Raw genomic sequence first — 15926 nt, forward strand, 5'->3', positions numbered from 1 at the left:
CATGGAATTAAATCAGCTGACTGCCCACGAATTATTGGATAAACTCGCAAGTAAAAAGGCTACCCCGGAAGCCCTTTATGATTCTCTTTATGGCCGCATTCAAAAGACTGAAAGCCTGGTTAAGGCCTACGTCAGGGCCGAAGTTGACAGGCAGACAATTTTTAGCTCACCGGGTGCACTCAAGGGTTTGCCGATTACCATTAAGGATAATATCTGCACCGAGGGGCTAAAAACCGAATGTTGCTCAAAAATCCTCAAAGATTTTCGTCCGCCATATGATGCCACGGTTATTGCCAAATTAAAAAAATCCGGGGCCGGGATCTTTCCTCTAAAAGCGAATATGGATGAATTCGCTTTTGGTTCATCAACGGAAAATTCATTTTTCGGGCCCACGGCCAATCCCTGGAATTTAGCATCTGTGCCCGGAGGTTCTTCCGGAGGTTCAGCGGCTGCCGTGGCCAGCGATGAAGCGATCTGGGCTTTAGGCTCGGATACGGGCGGATCAATCCGCCAGCCGGCATCTTTCTGCGGTGTGGTAGGGTTAAAACCTACTTATGGCCGCGTTTCACGTTTCGGGTTAATCGCTTTTGCTTCCAGCCTTGATCAAATCGGGCCGATTACTAAAGATGTGGAAGACGCGGCAATCCTGACTAAAATTATTTCCGGTTACGATCCTAATGATTCAACATCGGTTAATCTGGATGTTCCGGATTACACGCAAAGCCTGACTAATGATATTAAGGGTTTAAAGATCGGCATACCCAAAGAGTATTTTGTTGAAGGCATAGACCAGGAGGTTAAAGCCGTTATCGAAGAAGCTATTAATAAACTTAAAAGCTTGGGCGCTGTTTCCAGGCCGGTTTCATTGCCGCACACAGAGTACGCGGTGCCGGTTTATTATATTGTTGCTACTGCCGAAGCCAGCTCAAACCTGGCAAGGTTTGACGGTGTCCAATACGGATACCGGGCAAAGTCGGATAATTTAATCCAGATGTATAAGTTAACCCGCGCCCAGGGTTTTGGAGATGAGGCCAAGCGCAGGATACTTTTAGGTACATTTGTCTTGTCGCATGGATATTATGACGCCTATTATTTACGGGCTTTAAAAGTGCGGACATTGATCAAGCAGGATTTTGACCGGGCCTTTAGCGATTTCGACTGTATCGTTGCTCCGGTATCTCCGACTGCGGCTTTTAAAATCGGCGAAAGAACAGAGGATCCCCTAAAAATGTATCTTTCTGATATCTATACCATATCAGTAAACCTGGCCGGAATTCCGGCAATATCTGTTCCCTGCGGGTTTACCAAAAAAGGCTTACCCGTAGGCCTGCAGATTATGGCCAAGCCATTTGATGAAGAGATGCTTTTCAGGGTAGCACATGCTTTTGAACAGAACACGCAATGGCATAAACTTAAACCAAAATTATGAACTACCAGACAGTCATCGGTTTAGAAGTCCACCTGCAATTAAAAACTAAAACCAAAGCGTTCTGCGGTTGCGCCATTGATTTTGGAAAAGCCCCTAATTCCGGCACTTGTCCGGTATGCCTGGGATTCCCCGGATCGCTTCCGGTTTATAATAAGGAGGCGTTAAATTCGGCAATCAAAGTGGCTTTGGCTTTTAATTGCCAGATACAGGAACACACGAAATTTGACCGCAAAAATTATTTTTATCCGGATTTACCGAAGAACTACCAGATTTCGCAATTCGACTTGCCTTTATCGCGCAACGGCCAGCTGATTATTTTCGACCAGGATCATCAGCCCAAGCGTATCGGCATTACCAGGATACATTTAGAGGAGGATGCCGGCAAGCTTATCCACGAAGCGGATTCCAGCCTGGTAGATTTTAACCGCACCGGAATCCCCCTGCTTGAAATTGTCAGTGAACCGGATTTAAACAGCCCCCAGGAAGCTTTTGATTATTTGAGCAGTTTAAAAAGCATCCTTGAATACCTGGATGTATCTGATTGCGATATGGAAAAGGGCTCTTTGCGCTGCGATGCCAATATATCTTTGCGGCCGCAAGGCGCCAAGGAATTAGGGGTCAAAACGGAATTAAAAAACATGAACTCTTTTAAAGGGGTTAAGGATGCTTTAACTTTTGAAGTCAAGCGTCAGACGGAATTGCTACAATCAGGGCAAAGTTGGCAGCAGGAAACCCGGCTTTGGGACGCGCAGAAAGGACTGACCGTATCTATGCGCAGCAAAGAAGGGGCAAAAGATTACCGGTATTTTCCTGATCCGGACCTGGCAGTTTTTATCATCGATGCGCCGATGATTTCCCGAATAAAAGCCGGACTGCCGGAATTGCCTCAGGAAAAAATGCGGCGGTTTATGCAGGAGTATGCGTTATCCGAATATGACGCTAAAATTTTAACTTCTTCCAAGAAATTCGCCGACTACGCAGAAGAGTGCATGAAGATTTTCCCGGATAAAGACAAAAAGCCGATTGCGAATTGGTTGATTGGCCCGTTTACATCTGTTATATCCAATCTTGCCGATCAAGCCAAACAAGAATACATCCAATCAAAAAATCTTGTCGAATTGGTTGAACTGGTTGAAAAAAAACAAATTATTTCTAATCTTACCGGTAAAATTGTTTTAGAAGAGATGTTCGCAACCGGGAACACGGCAAGGGCAATAATAACCGAAAAAAACCTGGCGCAGATTTCAGATACAGGCAGTCTTGAGATAATTGTGCAGGAAGTCATTAATGAAAACCCTAAGTCGGTGAGTGATTACAGCGCGGGAAAAACAAACGCGCTGATGTTCTTAGTCGGACAGGTGATGAAAAAGAGTGCCGGTAAGGCTAATCCTAAGGTGGTCACAGATCTGATAAAGAGGAGGCTGTCTTGATGCATAAAAAAATATTCATTGGGTTTTTATTTATTGTTCTTGTGCTTATCGGTACCAGGATCTCTTTTTCCGACAACAAGAATAAAAATAACGATGCGCTGTACAAACAGGTGGAACTATTTTCCGATACCCTGGCAATTATCCAAAAGGAATATGTTGATGATACAAAACCCAAAGATTTGATTTATGGTTCATTAAAAGGCATGCTTTCTTCCCTTGATCCGCACAGCCAATTTATGGATCCGGATACTTACAATGAATTAAAGGTGGATACCGAAGGAAAATTCGGCGGTCTGGGCATTGAAATTACCATCAAAGACGGTTTGCTCACCATAATTACCCCGATTGAAGATACCCCTGCCTGGAAAGCGGGAATAAAAGCTGGCGACCATATTGTAAAGATCAATGATGCCTTGACCCGCGAGATGACCCTTACCGACGCGGTTAAGAAGATGCGCGGTGCGCCCGGAGAAACAGTTAATCTTACGATATTGCGGGATTCCGAAAATAAACTCCTGGATTTTAAAATTACCAGGGCAGTCATTAAAATTGAAGATATAAAATATGCGCGTATTTTGGAGGATGGGATCGGTTATATCCGTTTGATTGAATTCCGCGAAAATACCTTGCAGGAATTCAATAATGCTTTAAGTTCTCTTGTCAAACAGGGAATGCAGGGTTTAATAATAGACTTGCGTAATAATCCCGGAGGGCTTCTGGATGTCGCGGTGAAAATCACCGGCCGGTTCATCGCACCCAATAAAATGATTGTTAATACCAAAGGCAGGCATAAAGAGCAGAATCTGGAGTTTTATTCTGACGCCAAAAACGCGCTTTTAGATTTACCTATGGTGATCCTGATTAATGGAGGCTCAGCTTCCGGCAGCGAAATTATGGCCGGGGCCCTTCAGGATTATAAACGCGCCATAATTATCGGAACTAAATCTTTTGGCAAGGGCTCGGTTCAGACCGTTATACCTCTGGGGGATGGTTCAGCCTTACGCCTGACTACCAGCCACTATTTTACGCCATCCGGTAAGATTATTAATGGTAAAGGGGTTACTCCGGATATTCTGGTGGAAGAGAATAAAGAGCCGGATCTTCTTAAAGACCAGGATGCAAAAGTTAAGAAACCAAATGAACTATTTAATGAGATTGAAAGTAAACAGCCTAAAAATAAGCCGATAGGAGAGGTTTTTAATTATAAGGATGATCTCCAGTTGATTCGCGCTCTGAATACCTTAAAAGCCATAGTAATTTATAAACAGTCAAAGTTGTAAAAGTATCTGTAAATATTGCGGTCAATGAAAAATAAGCCTCTGATTGTTATCGCGGTAATTTTAGTTTTACTTTTATTCATTGCCCTTATTCTGACACCGATTTATAAAAAAGTGCCGGGCAAGAAAGTCTTTGCAAAGGCAAGAATCGCCATCGTAATTGATGATTGGGGTTATCATTTGGATAATCTGGCAATCATCAAAAAAATAAAGGTGCCTTTGACCTGCGCGATTTTACCGAACTTAAAAAATTCAAGCCTTGTCGCCCAAAAATTGAATGGTTTTGGTTTTGAAATAATCCTCCACCTGCCAATGGAGCCTAAAGAAAAAATCAGGTTGGAAAGCAATACCATCACCTCCGTTATGGATGCCGGCCAGATTCATGATATCCTGGATAAAGATTTAGCCTCGGTTATCTTTGCCAAAGGAATTTCTAACCACATGGGATCACGGATTACCGAGGATAGAAAGATCAGCGCAATAGTAATGGCCGAAGTAAAAAAACGTAAGCTATATTTCCTGGATAGTTTTGTAACCGCTAAATCCGTCTGCCGGGAAATTTCCGCAAAGATAAAAGTAAGATTCGCCAGAAGAGATGTATTTCTGGATAATCAGGATGATCCGGTATATATAAGAGACCAGTTGATGAAATTAATGAACCTGGCCAGAAGGCAAAAAACTGTAATTGCTATCGGCCATGATCGTAAAAACACTTTAACGGTATTAAATGAAATGCTTCCAACAATGAAAAAAGAAGGCTATAAATTTGTTTTTGTTTCGGAGATAGCTAGATGATTGTCTTAGGGGTTGAGAGTTCTTGCGATGAGACCGGGGTTGCCGTAGTCAGGGACGGGAAGAAAATCCTGTCTAACGTAGTTGCCAGCAGCCTCAAGATACACAGTAAACACGGTGGAGTAGTTCCGGAGATTGCCTCGCGTATGCAGCTGGAAAGCATCGCCGGAGTTTTCTCTGAAGCAATTAAGATCGCCAAGATAAGACCGGAGCAAATAGATTTGATATCCGTAACCGCCGGCCCCGGATTGCCGGGATCACTGCTGGTGGGGATTTCTTTTGCTAAAGCATTGGCATTAAGTTTGGACAGGCCGATACTGGGCATTAATCACATCCATAGCCATGTTTATGCCAATCTGCTTTGTCATCATAATATCAAAACGCCCTGCGTAGCTTTAGTTGTTTCCGGCGGCCACACAACTCTTTTTTATATAGAAGATTTCAGTAAAATTAAAATCTTGGGGCAAACTTGCGATGATGCCTGCGGCGAAGCTTTTGATAAAGTGGCAAAAATTATGGGAATGGGTTATCCCGGAGGCCCGCTGATTGAAAAATTAGCCAAGGGCGCAGATGGCCGTAAAATTAAGTTTGCCTGCTGCGGGACGGACAATGAGCTGGATTTTAGTTTTAGCGGCATAAAAACCGCGGTCTTATATTATTTAAAGGATAAAAAAGCAGGAAAAAAAATAAAAAAGGATCTGGCTGCTTCTTTCCAGGAAAGCGCAGTCAATGCTTTGATCAGAAAATCGCTCCTTGCCTGCAAACGTAAAGGTGTTAAAAATCTTTTAATTGGCGGAGGCGTAGTTGCCAACAGTTGTTTGCGTCAAAAATTCGCGCAGAGCTCTAAAAAAAACGGGATTAATTGTTTTTTTCCAAGCATCAATTTATGCCTGGATAATGCGGCTATGGTTGCCGGCCTAGCGGATTATCTCTATAAACAAGGTTTGAGAAGCAGTCTTAACCTGAATATGGAATTTAACTAACTAATACCCCGCGCTAAAGACACCCGACGCTAAGAGGTATTGTGTAGGTGTGCGCTAAGTAGCGCAAATTGCGCGGGTGTGCGCTTTCTGCGCAAGGAGGAGAAAATGCCTACTGATTTAGAAATGGTTACGCGTTTATTATTGACTTTAACCTTAAGCGGATTAATTGGCCTTGAGCGGCAGGTCCACCGCAGGGATGCCGGCTTGCGCACGCATATACTGGTAGCTTTAGGTTCATGTCTTATAATGTTGACATCTATATATGTTTTTGATATATATAAAGACAGTGCTTCGCTGGATCCGGCCCGTATTGCCGCCGGGGTAATCACCGGTATTGGATTTCTGGGCGCTGGCGCCATAATCCGTGAACCTGAACGGATCCGGGGGCTGACTACCGCTGCCAGTTTATGGGTAGTTGCCGGCATTGGTTTAGCGGTAGGAATCGGTTTTAATAAAGTAGCAATCTATACCACAATTTTGGTATTAATCGTTTTGCATTTCTTGCGTTACGTGGAAGGATCGCTCACCAAGGAGGATAAACATGGCATTTAAAAAGAAACTGGAGGAAAAAACTCTGGATGTGGACGCGGCAATGCAGGGGACTTTAAGCTTCAAAGATCCGGTTAATCTGCGTATTAATGGAAAATTCGAAGGAAATCTGGATACCCGCGGCAACCTTACGGTCGGACCTACCGCCATAATTAATGCCGATATTATCGGGGATAATATTATTATCGGAGGCAAGGTTAAAGGTAAAATTACCGCCCGCGAACGGCTGACTCTCTTGCCGCAAGCCGTAGTTGAGGGCCATATTTATCCGGCAAAACTTAATGTTGCCGAAGGCGCTATTCTTGAAGGCCAATGTTCGATGCTCCATGATTTTCTTAACTCCGAGCAGCTGGCAAAATACCTGGAAGTAGAATTAAGCTCGATCATGGAGTGGGCTAATTCGGGAAAGGTCCCGGCGAATAAAGAGAATGATGATTGGAAATTCGAACGTAAAGCCATAGACAGCTGGGTGGCTGCGGGTAAAATAGGAAAATAAACTTACGATAAAAATGAGCGAAGAAAAAATGCTGACAGTCAGGGATGTCTCGATTATACTGGGCATATCGGAGAAGGATGTTTTAGATCTAACTGAAAACGGAACGATTCCCGGTTATAAAATAGGAGGCGTATACTTAAGGTTTAAAAAAGAACAGGTTGAGCAGTATAAAAAAACCCAGCATCACCTGCACCCAAACGCGCTCAAACAGGAATCCGCAGGTTTTGGCAGCAAGATTTCCGATTTTTTCTATTTCCACGATTTCTATATCCTGGCCGCAATTCTTATAATCCTTTTAGGATATCTTGTTTACCGGGGCCTATAGTTTAAATGTCTGTGAAAAAAGGTTTTTGCGATTTAGGGTTTGCCAAGTTTGACATCGATAGAATAAAACGTAAAGGGTTTGCCGAAGTTATTTATTGTCCGGGTAAGGACCGGGCGCACTTAAAAGAAATTGCCAAAAAAATAACTAAGTCCAAACAAGACCTGTTGTTAACCAAGCTGGACAAAGCCACGTTTTCTTTTTTAAAGAAAGTTATTCCCGCGTTAAAATATAACCCTCTGGCAAAAATCGGCTATCTCTTAGCAAAACCTAAAATCCTCTCTAGAGGTTCGATTTTAGTGGTTTCCGCGGGCACCAGCGACATTCCTATAGCTGAAGAAGCGGCGCAAACCTTGGAAATTATGGGTAATCGCGTTGAAAGATTATACGATGTCGGCGTAGCCGGCGTACACCGCCTGATGGATAATATTGAGAAATTAAAACTAGCTCAGGTAATCATTGTTGTGGCGGGAATGGAAGGGGCTTTACCAAGTTTAGTCAGCGGGTTGGTCAAGGCGCCGATTATCGCGGTTCCGACCAGCTGCGGCTATGGCTCCAGTTTTTCCGGTCTGGCCGCGCTGCTGACGATGTTAAACGGATGCTCGCCGGGGGTCACAGTGGTAAATATAGATAACGGGTTCGGGGCGGGTTATTTTGCCAGTTTGATCAACAGGGGATAATCATGGCGTTATCGGGTTTAGATATTTATAAGTTATTACCTAAAACAAACTGCCGCCAGTGCGGATTTGCTACTTGCCTGGCTTTTGCCATGCAGCTGGCTAAAAAAGCGGTCACAATTGAAAAATGCCCTTTTATTTCGCCGGAAGCTAAAATGATTTTAGAGGCGCAAGCCCAGCCTCCGATTAAACCAATTATTTTAGGCAATAAGGAATCAAATTTTGAGGTCGGCAATGAAACAGTAATGTTCAGGCATGAAGAAAAATTCCGTAATCCGGCAGGAATCGGTTTTATTATCGAAGATAATCTAAGTGAGGCGGAAATAAAAGCCAGGCTTAAAGAAATCAATCAGTTAAAATTTGAACGGGTAGGCCAGCTGCTGGAAGTTAATCTGTTGGCTTTAAAACAAAATAAGGACGCTAAAAGTTTTCTTGAGGCGACTAAATTGTTCCTGGACAATACTCCTTTACCGCTAATGTTGATGAGCGGCGACTTAGCAGCTTTAAGGCAGGCAGCGGAAATCGCCAAAGACCGTAAACCCCTGCTTTATTGCGCCACCAAGGATAATTTCGCCCAAATTGGAGCGATTGCCAAAGAGTTTGGGCTGCCGCTGGTAGCAACCGCGCAGAATTTTGATAATCTCTCTGAACTTACCAAAGAACTTAACGCCTTAGGGGTACATAACCTGATTTTAGATACCGGGAAGAAATCCGTGACTGATAAAATCTGGGACTTAACGCAATTACGCCGCCAGGCGCTTAAAAAATCCAACCGGACATTGGGATATCCTGCTTTGGCGATCGTCGATAAAACCGATCCTTACGAAGAAGCTGTCGAGGCAACCGCTTATATCGCTAAATACGCCGGGATTGTTTTGATCAAAGGCACCGCGGCCTGGGAAATCATCTCTATTTTGACCTTAAGGCAGAATATTTATACCGACCCGCAGAAACCCCTGCAGATCGAATCCAAGCTTTATCCGATAGGGCAAGTCAATCCGGATTCCCCGGTTTTAATCACGACTAACTTTTCCTTAAGCTATTTTACTGTTTTAGGAGAAGTGGAGGCCAGCAAAATACCGGCTTATATTTTAAGCGTGGATACTCAAGGCATGTCTGTGCTTACCGCCTGGGCCGCAGAAAAATTCAACGCCGAATGTATCACTAAATCCCTGGCTGACCATGGCGTTAAAAACGCGATCAAACACAAGAATTTGATTATCCCAGGGTATGTGGCGATAATCAGCGGCGACCTTGCGGACAAGTCGGGTTTTGAAATAATCGTCGGCCCTAAAGAAGCGGCGGGGATCCCTGCGTTTCTAAAAAACCTAAACTGATGCAAAAATTCAAAGTTACATTCTTACCGGATAATAAAACTGTTTCTGTCGATAAAGACTCAACCGTACTTTCGGCGGCAATCTCGGCAGGAGTCTATATCAATTCTACCTGCGGCGGAGATGGGATTTGCGGAAGGTGCAAAGTTGTCGTAAAAGGACAGGTTACCAGCCAGCCCAATGGGATAATTACTCCCGAGGAACGCAAGAATAATATCTATTTAGCCTGCCTGACAAATGTCCATGGAGACTTAGAGGTCCAGGTTCCCGATAGTTCACGGCTTAATTTTGATAAGCTTACTCCTGAAGAATTAGAGGAGCGTTTAAACGGGTTTTATTCAAAAGCAGAAGAGATCTCTCCGGTAAAAGCAAAATTTGAAGACCGGGTTTTTAAGCATTCTCCATTTGCCACAAAATTATATCTTGAACTGCCTAAACCGACGATTAATGACAGTATCAGCGATCTGGAAAGGCTATACCGGGCCCTGAGGAATTTTGAAGAATTTCCCGTAATCCAGGCCGGCTTATTTAATATCCGCCAGCTGGGTGAATTATTGCGCGATTATGAATGGAAAGTTACCGTAACGCTGGGTAAACGCAATAATACGGTTGAGATCGTGCTCATTGAGCCCGGCGATACAACGCAGAAGAACTTCGGGCTTTGTTTTGATATCGGCACAACTACAATTTCCGGCCAACTGGTAAATCTAAATTCAAAAAAAATCCTGGGAACAAAAGCCGCTTATAATCAACAGGCGGCTTTCGGCAGCGATGTAATTACGCGCATAATTCACGCGGCAAAAAGCGATGGCTTGGAACAGTTGCATAATGCCGTTTGCGACACAATAAACCAGATTATCAAAGACCTGGTTTTAGAACACAAGGTGGATTTAAACACGGTTAACTGCATTGTCTGCTCGGGGAACACTACAATGATACATCTGCTTTTAAATATGGATCCTTCCCATATCCACAGGGAACCGTATGTTCCGACGGCAAACTTCCTGCCGGTAGTGCGGGCCGCAGAAGCCGGAATAAATATTAACCCCAGAGGCCTGCTGGCTTGCGTTTCGGGGGTCTCTAGTTTCGTCGGCGGGGATACTACCGCCGGAGTTCTATCCAGCGGGTTATACCAAAAAGAAAAACCCTGCATATTAATTGATATTGGCACAAACGGGGAAATTGTTTTAGGTAATCAAGAATTCCTGGTTGCCTGCGCGGCATCCGCCGGCCCGGCTTTTGAAGGCAGCGGGGTCACCAGCGGGATGCGGGCAAGCAGCGGGGCGATCCAAAAAGTGCGCATCGATAGAAAAGATTTTAATGTTAAATATTCCGTGATCCAGGATAAAAAACCCAAGGGGATTTGCGGCTCGGGTTATATCGACCTGCTCAGTGAAATGCTAGAGGCAAGGATAATTGATAAGAGCGGAAAAATCAAAGCCCAAAACCATCGGCGTATCCGCCAAACCGATCTTGGTTATGAATTTGTGGTTTGTTTTAAAGAAGAAACCGCTGCCGGCTCGGATATTGTGATTAACGAAGCCGACATTGAAAACCTTAAACGCTCTAAAGGAGCGATATATTCAGCCACCTCGATTTTAGTTAAACATTTGGGTTTGGAATTTGCGGCAATCCATAAGTTTTATATTGCCGGAGGGTTTGGAACCTACCTGGACATTGAAAAAGCAATCAGGATAGGGTTATTACCGGATTTGGAACGCGCAAAGTTTGTTTTTATCGGGAACAGTTCCCTGGCAGGGGCAAGAGAGATACTTTTATCAAGCCAAGCGATGGAGATGGGGGATAATCTTGCCTCGAAAATCACTTATTTTGAATTATCGGTTGAACCCGGATATATGGAGGAGTATAGCCAGGCTTTATTCTTTCCGCATACGGATTTAACCAAATTCCCAACGGTGAAATTTTAAATGGGTAAAATCATCGCGCTAGCCGGAAAAGGCGGGACCGGAAAAACCACGCTGAGCGCTTTAATTATCCGTTTGATTAAAGAAAAAAAATTGGGTTCGGTTTTAGCTATTGATGCTGACCCGAATAGTAATTTAGGGGAGGCGCTGGGGGTAAAATCCGAGGAGAGCATCGGTAAAATACTTGATCTTATATGCACTGACCCGGATAAAGTTCCAACCGGTATGACCAAGGAGCGTTTTATTCAGCATCAAGTGCAATCGGCAATCCAGGAAGAGCAAGGTTTTGACATCTTAAGCATGGGTAAGCCGGAAGGCCCGGGTTGTTATTGTTACGTCAATAATGTCCTGCGCGGAGTAATCACCAAGCTGATTCATGACTACGATTACATCGTAATCGATAATGAGGCCGGGTTAGAGCATTTGTCCCGGCGCACCACTCGCTTTGCCGACATACTCATTGTTGTTTCAGATGCCTCCAGCGTCGGCTTAAAGTCGGCCAAAAGAATCATCGACTTAGTAAAGCAGCTGAAATTTGAAGTAAAAAAAAGTTTTCTTTTGATTAACCGTTTTAACAAAAACATCGATAATGAAAAAATCAAGGCAACCGGCCTGAATTATTTAGGCAATCTGCCCAATGATCTGGAAATCGAAAATTTAAGCCTTGAAGGAAAATCAATTTTTGAATTGAAATCAAACGCGCCGGTATTTAAGGCGCTTAATTTACTGGGAGAGCAAATATGGGAACGCAATTAGTGCTCGAGAAATGGCCGGGAATTATCTCCACCGTAATCATCGGGGCCACCAAAGATGAAGGAGGTTCCCGGGCAAATACCGTAAAGATCGGCGGACAAAACAGTTTGCCTTTGTTATTTAAAGAAGGGGATCTTCCCAATAAACCCAAAATCGCTTTTGAAATCTGGGACATTGCCCCGCAAGACTGGCAGGAGGAGTTAATTTCTGCCTACGGAAAAGCGGTAAATGATCCTTTTGCCTGGGCGGAAAAATGCGTCAATGAGTTTAAAGCGGAAATACTCTGCCTAAAATTGCAGGGAACGCATCCTGATTGCGGCAACAAAACTCCTCAGGAGTCAGCTAAATTCGTCTCGGCTTTATTAAATAAGGTCAAACTCCCTTTAATAATTATCGGAAGCGGCGACGATACCAAGGATAACCTGGTTATGCCTGTAGTTTCAGAAGCGGCTAAGAAAGAACGCTGTTTGATTGGCTGCGCGGCACAGGATAATTATAAAACCTTAGTTGCCAGCGGATTAGCCGACGGCCACAGCATTATTGCCGAAAGCCCCATCGATATCAATATTGCCAAACAATTGAATATATTGATTTCCGATATGGGATTAAGCTTAGAGCGCATCGTGATTAATCCGACTATCGGAGCATTGGGCTATGGCCTTGAATATGCCTACTCGATTATGGAACGGGCAAGATTGGCCGCTCTATCCGGCGATAAAACCCTAGCTTCACCGTTTATTTGTTTTGTGGGGCAGGAGGCCTGGAGGACTAAAGAAGCCAAAGTCAGCCTGGAACAGGGAATTATGTGGGAGACAATTACTGCCACCAGCCTCATTCAATCGGGAGCGGATCTTTTGGTTATGCGCCACCCCAAAGCAGTGCAGAAAGTGCACAATTTCATTGAAACATTATATCGAGGATAAGTATGCTTGTTATTGGTGAACTGATTAATGGGATGTATCCGGAAATTGCTCTGGCAATTAAAGAGCGCGATAAGAAAATAGTGCAAAAATACGCGCTCCAACAGGTTGACTGCGGCGCCGATGCCCTCGATGTCAACTGCGGTCCGGCTTCGGCTAAACCATTATTGGATATGCCCTGGCTGGTTGAAATAATTCAAGAGGTAACCGATAAACCGCTGAGCCTTGATTCCAGTAAGCCTGAGGCCATTAAAGAAGGCTTAAAAGCCGCCAGGAATAAAACAATTATCAATTCTACCACAGCGGATCCGGAAAAGCTGGACATTCTTGTTCCTTTAGCCAAACAGTATAATTCCAAATTAATCGGGATCACTATCAACTTAAAAGGAATCCCCCAAAACAAAGACCAGCGCGTGGAATTAGCGGCAATAATCGTCGCCTATTGCCAAGAAAATGAATTCCCCATCGAAGATCTTTATTTAGACCCGATACTGTTGCCGATTAATGTCGCTCAGGGGCAAATGATTGATATTTTAGAATCTATCCGCGAATTCAAGATAATCTCCGAGCCAAGCCCCAAGACCATTCTGGGCTTAAGCAATGTTTCCCAGGGCACGCACACTCATAATACACATAGCCTGATCAACCGCACATTTTTAACAATGGCAGTTGCGTATGGCTTGGATTCTGCTATACTTAATCCTGAAGATAAAGAGCTGATGGACAGCTTGATTACCGCAGAGCTTATTTTGAATAAAAATATTTACTGTAATTCGTATCTAGAGGCTTACAGAAAAAAGTGATAGATTTGGCGGAGTAGCTCAGCCTGATAGAGCACGCGGCTCATACCCGCTTGGTCGGTGGTTTAAATCCACTCTCCGCCACCATTTTTTAGCGATTGTGTTTTGAAGTAAATCTCAGCAGTAAAATTAAATACCTAACTGTGTCACACTATCTATCAACATAAACTCTCTCGTTTGGCCTGTGGTTAGGACCCAATAGGGAAGGAACCATAAAAAATCAATATAAATTAACTTATAACTTTTTGCAGTACAATAAGTTATAATCCTCAAAAAAGATAAATTCACCCCCCACTTGAAAAGCCCTCCAGGATATGTTATATTCCTTTTAATGTGCTTTTACACTCAGCAATACAAAATAAATAGCGCAAGGAGAGCGTGTATGCAAAAAACCCTATTATTGTCGCAAATTACTAAACACTTTATAAAAGTGTCTAAGTTAGTTTTGCTGATACTGCCTATTTTCTTTGTCTCTATCTTTATTTACCAGCTGTCTTTTGCCTTTATAGATTACAAGGCAATACTGCCGGCTGCGCCTGGATATGCGACCATCGAGGTTACGCCGGAATTGCTCGAAGCTCTTATTCAGGTAGAAAGCTCAAATAACCCCAGCGCATACAACCACTACACCAAAGCCAGGGGGCTTACCCAGATTACGCCGATTGCCTGGAGAGAATTGCGTAAACATTACGGCTCTAAATACGCTAATCTTAACTTTTGGGAGGATATGTGTAAATCGCAGGTAGCCAGAGAAGCCGGAACAGACTATCTTTACCACCTGCAGAAGATTTTAAAAGCAAAACGCATTCCGGTAACCCTGGATAATTTACTTGCCGCTTATGTCTGGGGGCCCAACAACCTGGAAAAAAACGGCATACATAACGCCCCCCGTGTAGTCAAAAATTACGTATCGAAGGTTAAAAAATTGGCCCAAGCCAGCGATTAAACCGGCTGAATCTTAACTACTACTTGAGATTTCTTTGGCGAGTTTTTCAATAATCAGTGAAGTAAGAATAAATACACCTGCCTCAGTGAAGACCGTAGCTAATGCTGCCCCCACGTAAGAGAATTGATGTATAAGTATGAATATCAGCGGCAAACCGATAAGCGCGGCGGCAACATGAATCTTAGCGTATAAATCCTGTTTACCGCAGACAAGCAAAAACTGTACCTTAAAGTTATTCGCGCCGACAAAAAATACCGCAGCCAACAGCAATCTTAAAGCAAGCACTACTTCTTTATAAGCAACCCCGCAGGTAATCTGGATAATCCAGGGAGCGATAAAATAGGCAATCGGCAGGCTGACTACAAAGCCTAAGGTTATGCCGTCCTGGATCCGAAACATTATCGCTACCGCCCGCTGTTTATTTTTCGCGAACACATTGCTGATCCTGGGGAATACCGCCCGGGTAAATGAATCCATGGGGAAGGTCTGGATAATATTGGCGATCCTTTCGGCAATAGAATAGTATCCGGTAATCACGTTATTGGTAAGTAACCCCACCGCAAAAACCCGGGTAGTCGTATAGGCGTTAACCGCCAGGATAGAAATAAAAATATCCCAGCCGGTTTTAAGTTCTTGTTTTATATGAACATATTTCAGGAAAACAAATTCCAGGCGGAATTTCCTAAAAGCGATATAGAGGCCAAGAATTCCGCTGATTATGGATAGCAGAGAGTTTAATAACGGCACCAAAAGGAAATCACCGGGGCCCTTTATAAAAACAAAAATACAAATTGCGTATACTATACCGCTGATCACGTTAACTGTGGCAATATAGCTCATTTTTTCTTTGCCCTGAAAAAACCAGACTGGAAATAAAGTGCTGCCGATTACGGCGCCGAAGCTTAAAGTATAAACCAACCAATCATTCCTGAATCTAGGCACAAAATAGAGGATCGCGCAGAGGATTATAAAGCTCAATCCCGCGAATATCAGTTTTACGGTCATTACCGATGAAAATACCTTGCTGGTCTTTTCCTTATGTTCTCCGATAAGCGCGATTGTTTTAGTCGCTGAAAGGCTGAAACCGTAGTCGGTTAAAATCAGGAAATATTGCACCAGGCTCTGGGCAAAAGCGATCAGGCCGAATTTTTCCATTCCAATTACCCGGATAAGATAGGGAAGGACGACTAAAGGAAGGATATAGCTGATACCTTGAAGGGTGGTCAGGGAAATGAAATTTCCCAGGACGATTTTTCTTTCTTTATGTGTTACGATTTTTTTACGCACCATCAT

At 43.6% G+C, this 15926-nt stretch carries 16 protein-coding genes and 1 tRNA gene; 16 read left to right on the forward strand and 1 reads right to left on the reverse strand.

The window, feature by feature from the left end:
• The first annotated feature begins 1 nt into the window (after window position 1).
• The 16 genes from gatA to PHG87_01850 all read left to right on the forward strand — a co-directional run bounded on the left by gatA (window position 2) and on the right by PHG87_01850 (window position 14633).
• The gene (gene gatA, locus PHG87_01775) at window positions 2-1429 is read left to right on the forward strand and encodes an Asp-tRNA(Asn)/Glu-tRNA(Gln) amidotransferase subunit GatA (GenBank protein MDD5476929.1); all 1428 of its coding nucleotides are present in this window, start codon (window positions 2-4) and stop codon (window positions 1427-1429) included.
• Window positions 1426-2859 carry an Asp-tRNA(Asn)/Glu-tRNA(Gln) amidotransferase subunit GatB gene (gatB, locus tag PHG87_01780; protein MDD5476930.1) on the forward strand — a complete coding sequence of 478 codons (1434 nt, stop codon included), beginning with the start codon at window positions 1426-1428 and terminating at the stop codon, window positions 2857-2859. Before gatA ends, gatB begins: the two co-directional genes overlap by 4 nt.
• A complete protein-coding gene (locus PHG87_01785) occupies window positions 2859-4139 on the forward strand; it encodes a S41 family peptidase (protein ID MDD5476931.1) in 1281 nt (426 codons plus the stop codon). Before gatB ends, PHG87_01785 begins: the two co-directional genes overlap by 1 nt.
• 24 nt (window positions 4140-4163) lie before the next feature.
• On the forward strand, window positions 4164-4931 hold the full coding sequence (locus tag PHG87_01790) for a divergent polysaccharide deacetylase family protein (protein MDD5476932.1): 768 nt from the start codon (window positions 4164-4166) through the stop codon (window positions 4929-4931).
• Window positions 4928-5911 (forward strand): tRNA (adenosine(37)-N6)-threonylcarbamoyltransferase complex transferase subunit TsaD, encoded by a 984-nt coding sequence (tsaD, locus tag PHG87_01795; protein MDD5476933.1) that lies wholly within the window; start codon window positions 4928-4930, stop codon window positions 5909-5911. The genes PHG87_01790 and tsaD overlap by 4 nt, the downstream gene beginning before the upstream one ends.
• A 105-nt stretch (window positions 5912-6016) precedes the next feature.
• Window positions 6017-6463: an MgtC/SapB family protein gene (locus tag PHG87_01800; GenBank protein ID MDD5476934.1), complete on the forward strand. Its 447-nt coding sequence runs from the start codon at window positions 6017-6019 to the stop codon at window positions 6461-6463.
• On the forward strand, window positions 6453-6956 hold the full coding sequence (locus tag PHG87_01805; GenBank protein ID MDD5476935.1) for a polymer-forming cytoskeletal protein: 504 nt from the start codon (window positions 6453-6455) through the stop codon (window positions 6954-6956). The genes PHG87_01800 and PHG87_01805 overlap by 11 nt, the downstream gene beginning before the upstream one ends.
• Window positions 6957-6969: 13 nt before the next feature.
• Complete coding sequence (locus PHG87_01810) at window positions 6970-7281, forward strand: helix-turn-helix domain-containing protein (GenBank protein ID MDD5476936.1); 312 nt, start codon at window positions 6970-6972, stop codon at window positions 7279-7281.
• An 11-nt stretch (window positions 7282-7292) separates the two neighbouring features.
• Window positions 7293-7958 carry a nickel pincer cofactor biosynthesis protein LarB gene (gene larB / locus PHG87_01815; GenBank protein MDD5476937.1) on the forward strand — a complete coding sequence of 222 codons (666 nt, stop codon included), beginning with the start codon at window positions 7293-7295 and terminating at the stop codon, window positions 7956-7958.
• Between the two features lie 2 nt (window positions 7959-7960).
• The gene (gene acsC / locus PHG87_01820) at window positions 7961-9292 is read left to right on the forward strand and encodes an acetyl-CoA decarbonylase/synthase complex subunit gamma (GenBank protein MDD5476938.1); all 1332 of its coding nucleotides are present in this window, start codon (window positions 7961-7963) and stop codon (window positions 9290-9292) included.
• Complete coding sequence (locus PHG87_01825) at window positions 9292-11217, forward strand: ASKHA domain-containing protein (GenBank protein MDD5476939.1); 1926 nt, start codon at window positions 9292-9294, stop codon at window positions 11215-11217. Before acsC ends, PHG87_01825 begins: the two co-directional genes overlap by 1 nt.
• A complete protein-coding gene (locus PHG87_01830) occupies window positions 11218-11970 on the forward strand; it encodes an AAA family ATPase (GenBank protein MDD5476940.1) in 753 nt (250 codons plus the stop codon). It abuts the gene before it with no gap.
• Window positions 11955-12890 carry an acetyl-CoA decarbonylase/synthase complex subunit delta gene (locus PHG87_01835; GenBank protein ID MDD5476941.1) on the forward strand — a complete coding sequence of 312 codons (936 nt, stop codon included), beginning with the start codon at window positions 11955-11957 and terminating at the stop codon, window positions 12888-12890. The genes PHG87_01830 and PHG87_01835 overlap by 16 nt, the downstream gene beginning before the upstream one ends.
• A gap of 2 nt (window positions 12891-12892) precedes the next feature.
• Complete coding sequence (locus PHG87_01840; protein ID MDD5476942.1) at window positions 12893-13690, forward strand: dihydropteroate synthase; 798 nt, start codon at window positions 12893-12895, stop codon at window positions 13688-13690.
• 7 nt (window positions 13691-13697) lie between these two features.
• Window positions 13698-13774, forward strand: a tRNA-Met gene (locus tag PHG87_01845).
• Between the two features lie 295 nt (window positions 13775-14069).
• Complete coding sequence (locus tag PHG87_01850) at window positions 14070-14633, forward strand: lytic transglycosylase domain-containing protein (protein MDD5476943.1); 564 nt, start codon at window positions 14070-14072, stop codon at window positions 14631-14633.
• 12 nt (window positions 14634-14645) lie between these two features.
• Here the strand turns inward: PHG87_01850 and PHG87_01855 are convergent, their stop codons facing one another.
• Window positions 14646-15926 (reverse strand): flippase, encoded by a 1281-nt coding sequence (locus tag PHG87_01855; GenBank protein ID MDD5476944.1) that lies wholly within the window; start codon window positions 15924-15926, stop codon window positions 14646-14648.

The organism is Candidatus Omnitrophota bacterium (genome assembly GCA_028716245.1).
Taxonomy (GTDB): domain Bacteria; phylum Omnitrophota; class Gorgyraeia; order Gygaellales; family Profunditerraquicolaceae; genus UBA6249.

Excerpts from the sequence above, each read along its gene's own strand:
- gatA (MDD5476929.1), top strand. The coding sequence starts at position 2 with ATGGAATTAAATCAGCTGACTGCCCACGAATTATTGGATAAACTCGCA.
- gatB (MDD5476930.1), top strand. The coding sequence starts at position 1,426 with ATGAACTACCAGACAGTCATCGGTTTAGAAGTCCACCTGCAATTAAAA.
- PHG87_01785 (MDD5476931.1), top strand. The coding sequence starts at position 2,859 with ATGCATAAAAAAATATTCATTGGGTTTTTATTTATTGTTCTTGTGCTT.
- PHG87_01790 (MDD5476932.1), top strand. The coding sequence starts at position 4,164 with ATGAAAAATAAGCCTCTGATTGTTATCGCGGTAATTTTAGTTTTACTT.
- tsaD (MDD5476933.1), top strand. The coding sequence starts at position 4,928 with ATGATTGTCTTAGGGGTTGAGAGTTCTTGCGATGAGACCGGGGTTGCC.
- PHG87_01800 (MDD5476934.1), top strand. The coding sequence starts at position 6,017 with ATGCCTACTGATTTAGAAATGGTTACGCGTTTATTATTGACTTTAACC.
- PHG87_01805 (MDD5476935.1), top strand. The coding sequence starts at position 6,453 with ATGGCATTTAAAAAGAAACTGGAGGAAAAAACTCTGGATGTGGACGCG.
- PHG87_01810 (MDD5476936.1), top strand. The coding sequence starts at position 6,970 with ATGAGCGAAGAAAAAATGCTGACAGTCAGGGATGTCTCGATTATACTG.
- acsC (MDD5476938.1), top strand. The coding sequence starts at position 7,961 with ATGGCGTTATCGGGTTTAGATATTTATAAGTTATTACCTAAAACAAAC.
- PHG87_01825 (MDD5476939.1), top strand. The coding sequence starts at position 9,292 with ATGCAAAAATTCAAAGTTACATTCTTACCGGATAATAAAACTGTTTCT.
- PHG87_01830 (MDD5476940.1), top strand. The coding sequence starts at position 11,218 with ATGGGTAAAATCATCGCGCTAGCCGGAAAAGGCGGGACCGGAAAAACC.
- PHG87_01835 (MDD5476941.1), top strand. The coding sequence starts at position 11,955 with ATGGGAACGCAATTAGTGCTCGAGAAATGGCCGGGAATTATCTCCACC.
- PHG87_01840 (MDD5476942.1), top strand. The coding sequence starts at position 12,893 with ATGCTTGTTATTGGTGAACTGATTAATGGGATGTATCCGGAAATTGCT.
- PHG87_01850 (MDD5476943.1), top strand. The coding sequence starts at position 14,070 with ATGCAAAAAACCCTATTATTGTCGCAAATTACTAAACACTTTATAAAA.
- PHG87_01855 (MDD5476944.1), bottom strand. The coding sequence starts at position 15,926 with ATGATGGTGCGTAAAAAAATCGTAACACATAAAGAAAGAAAAATCGTC.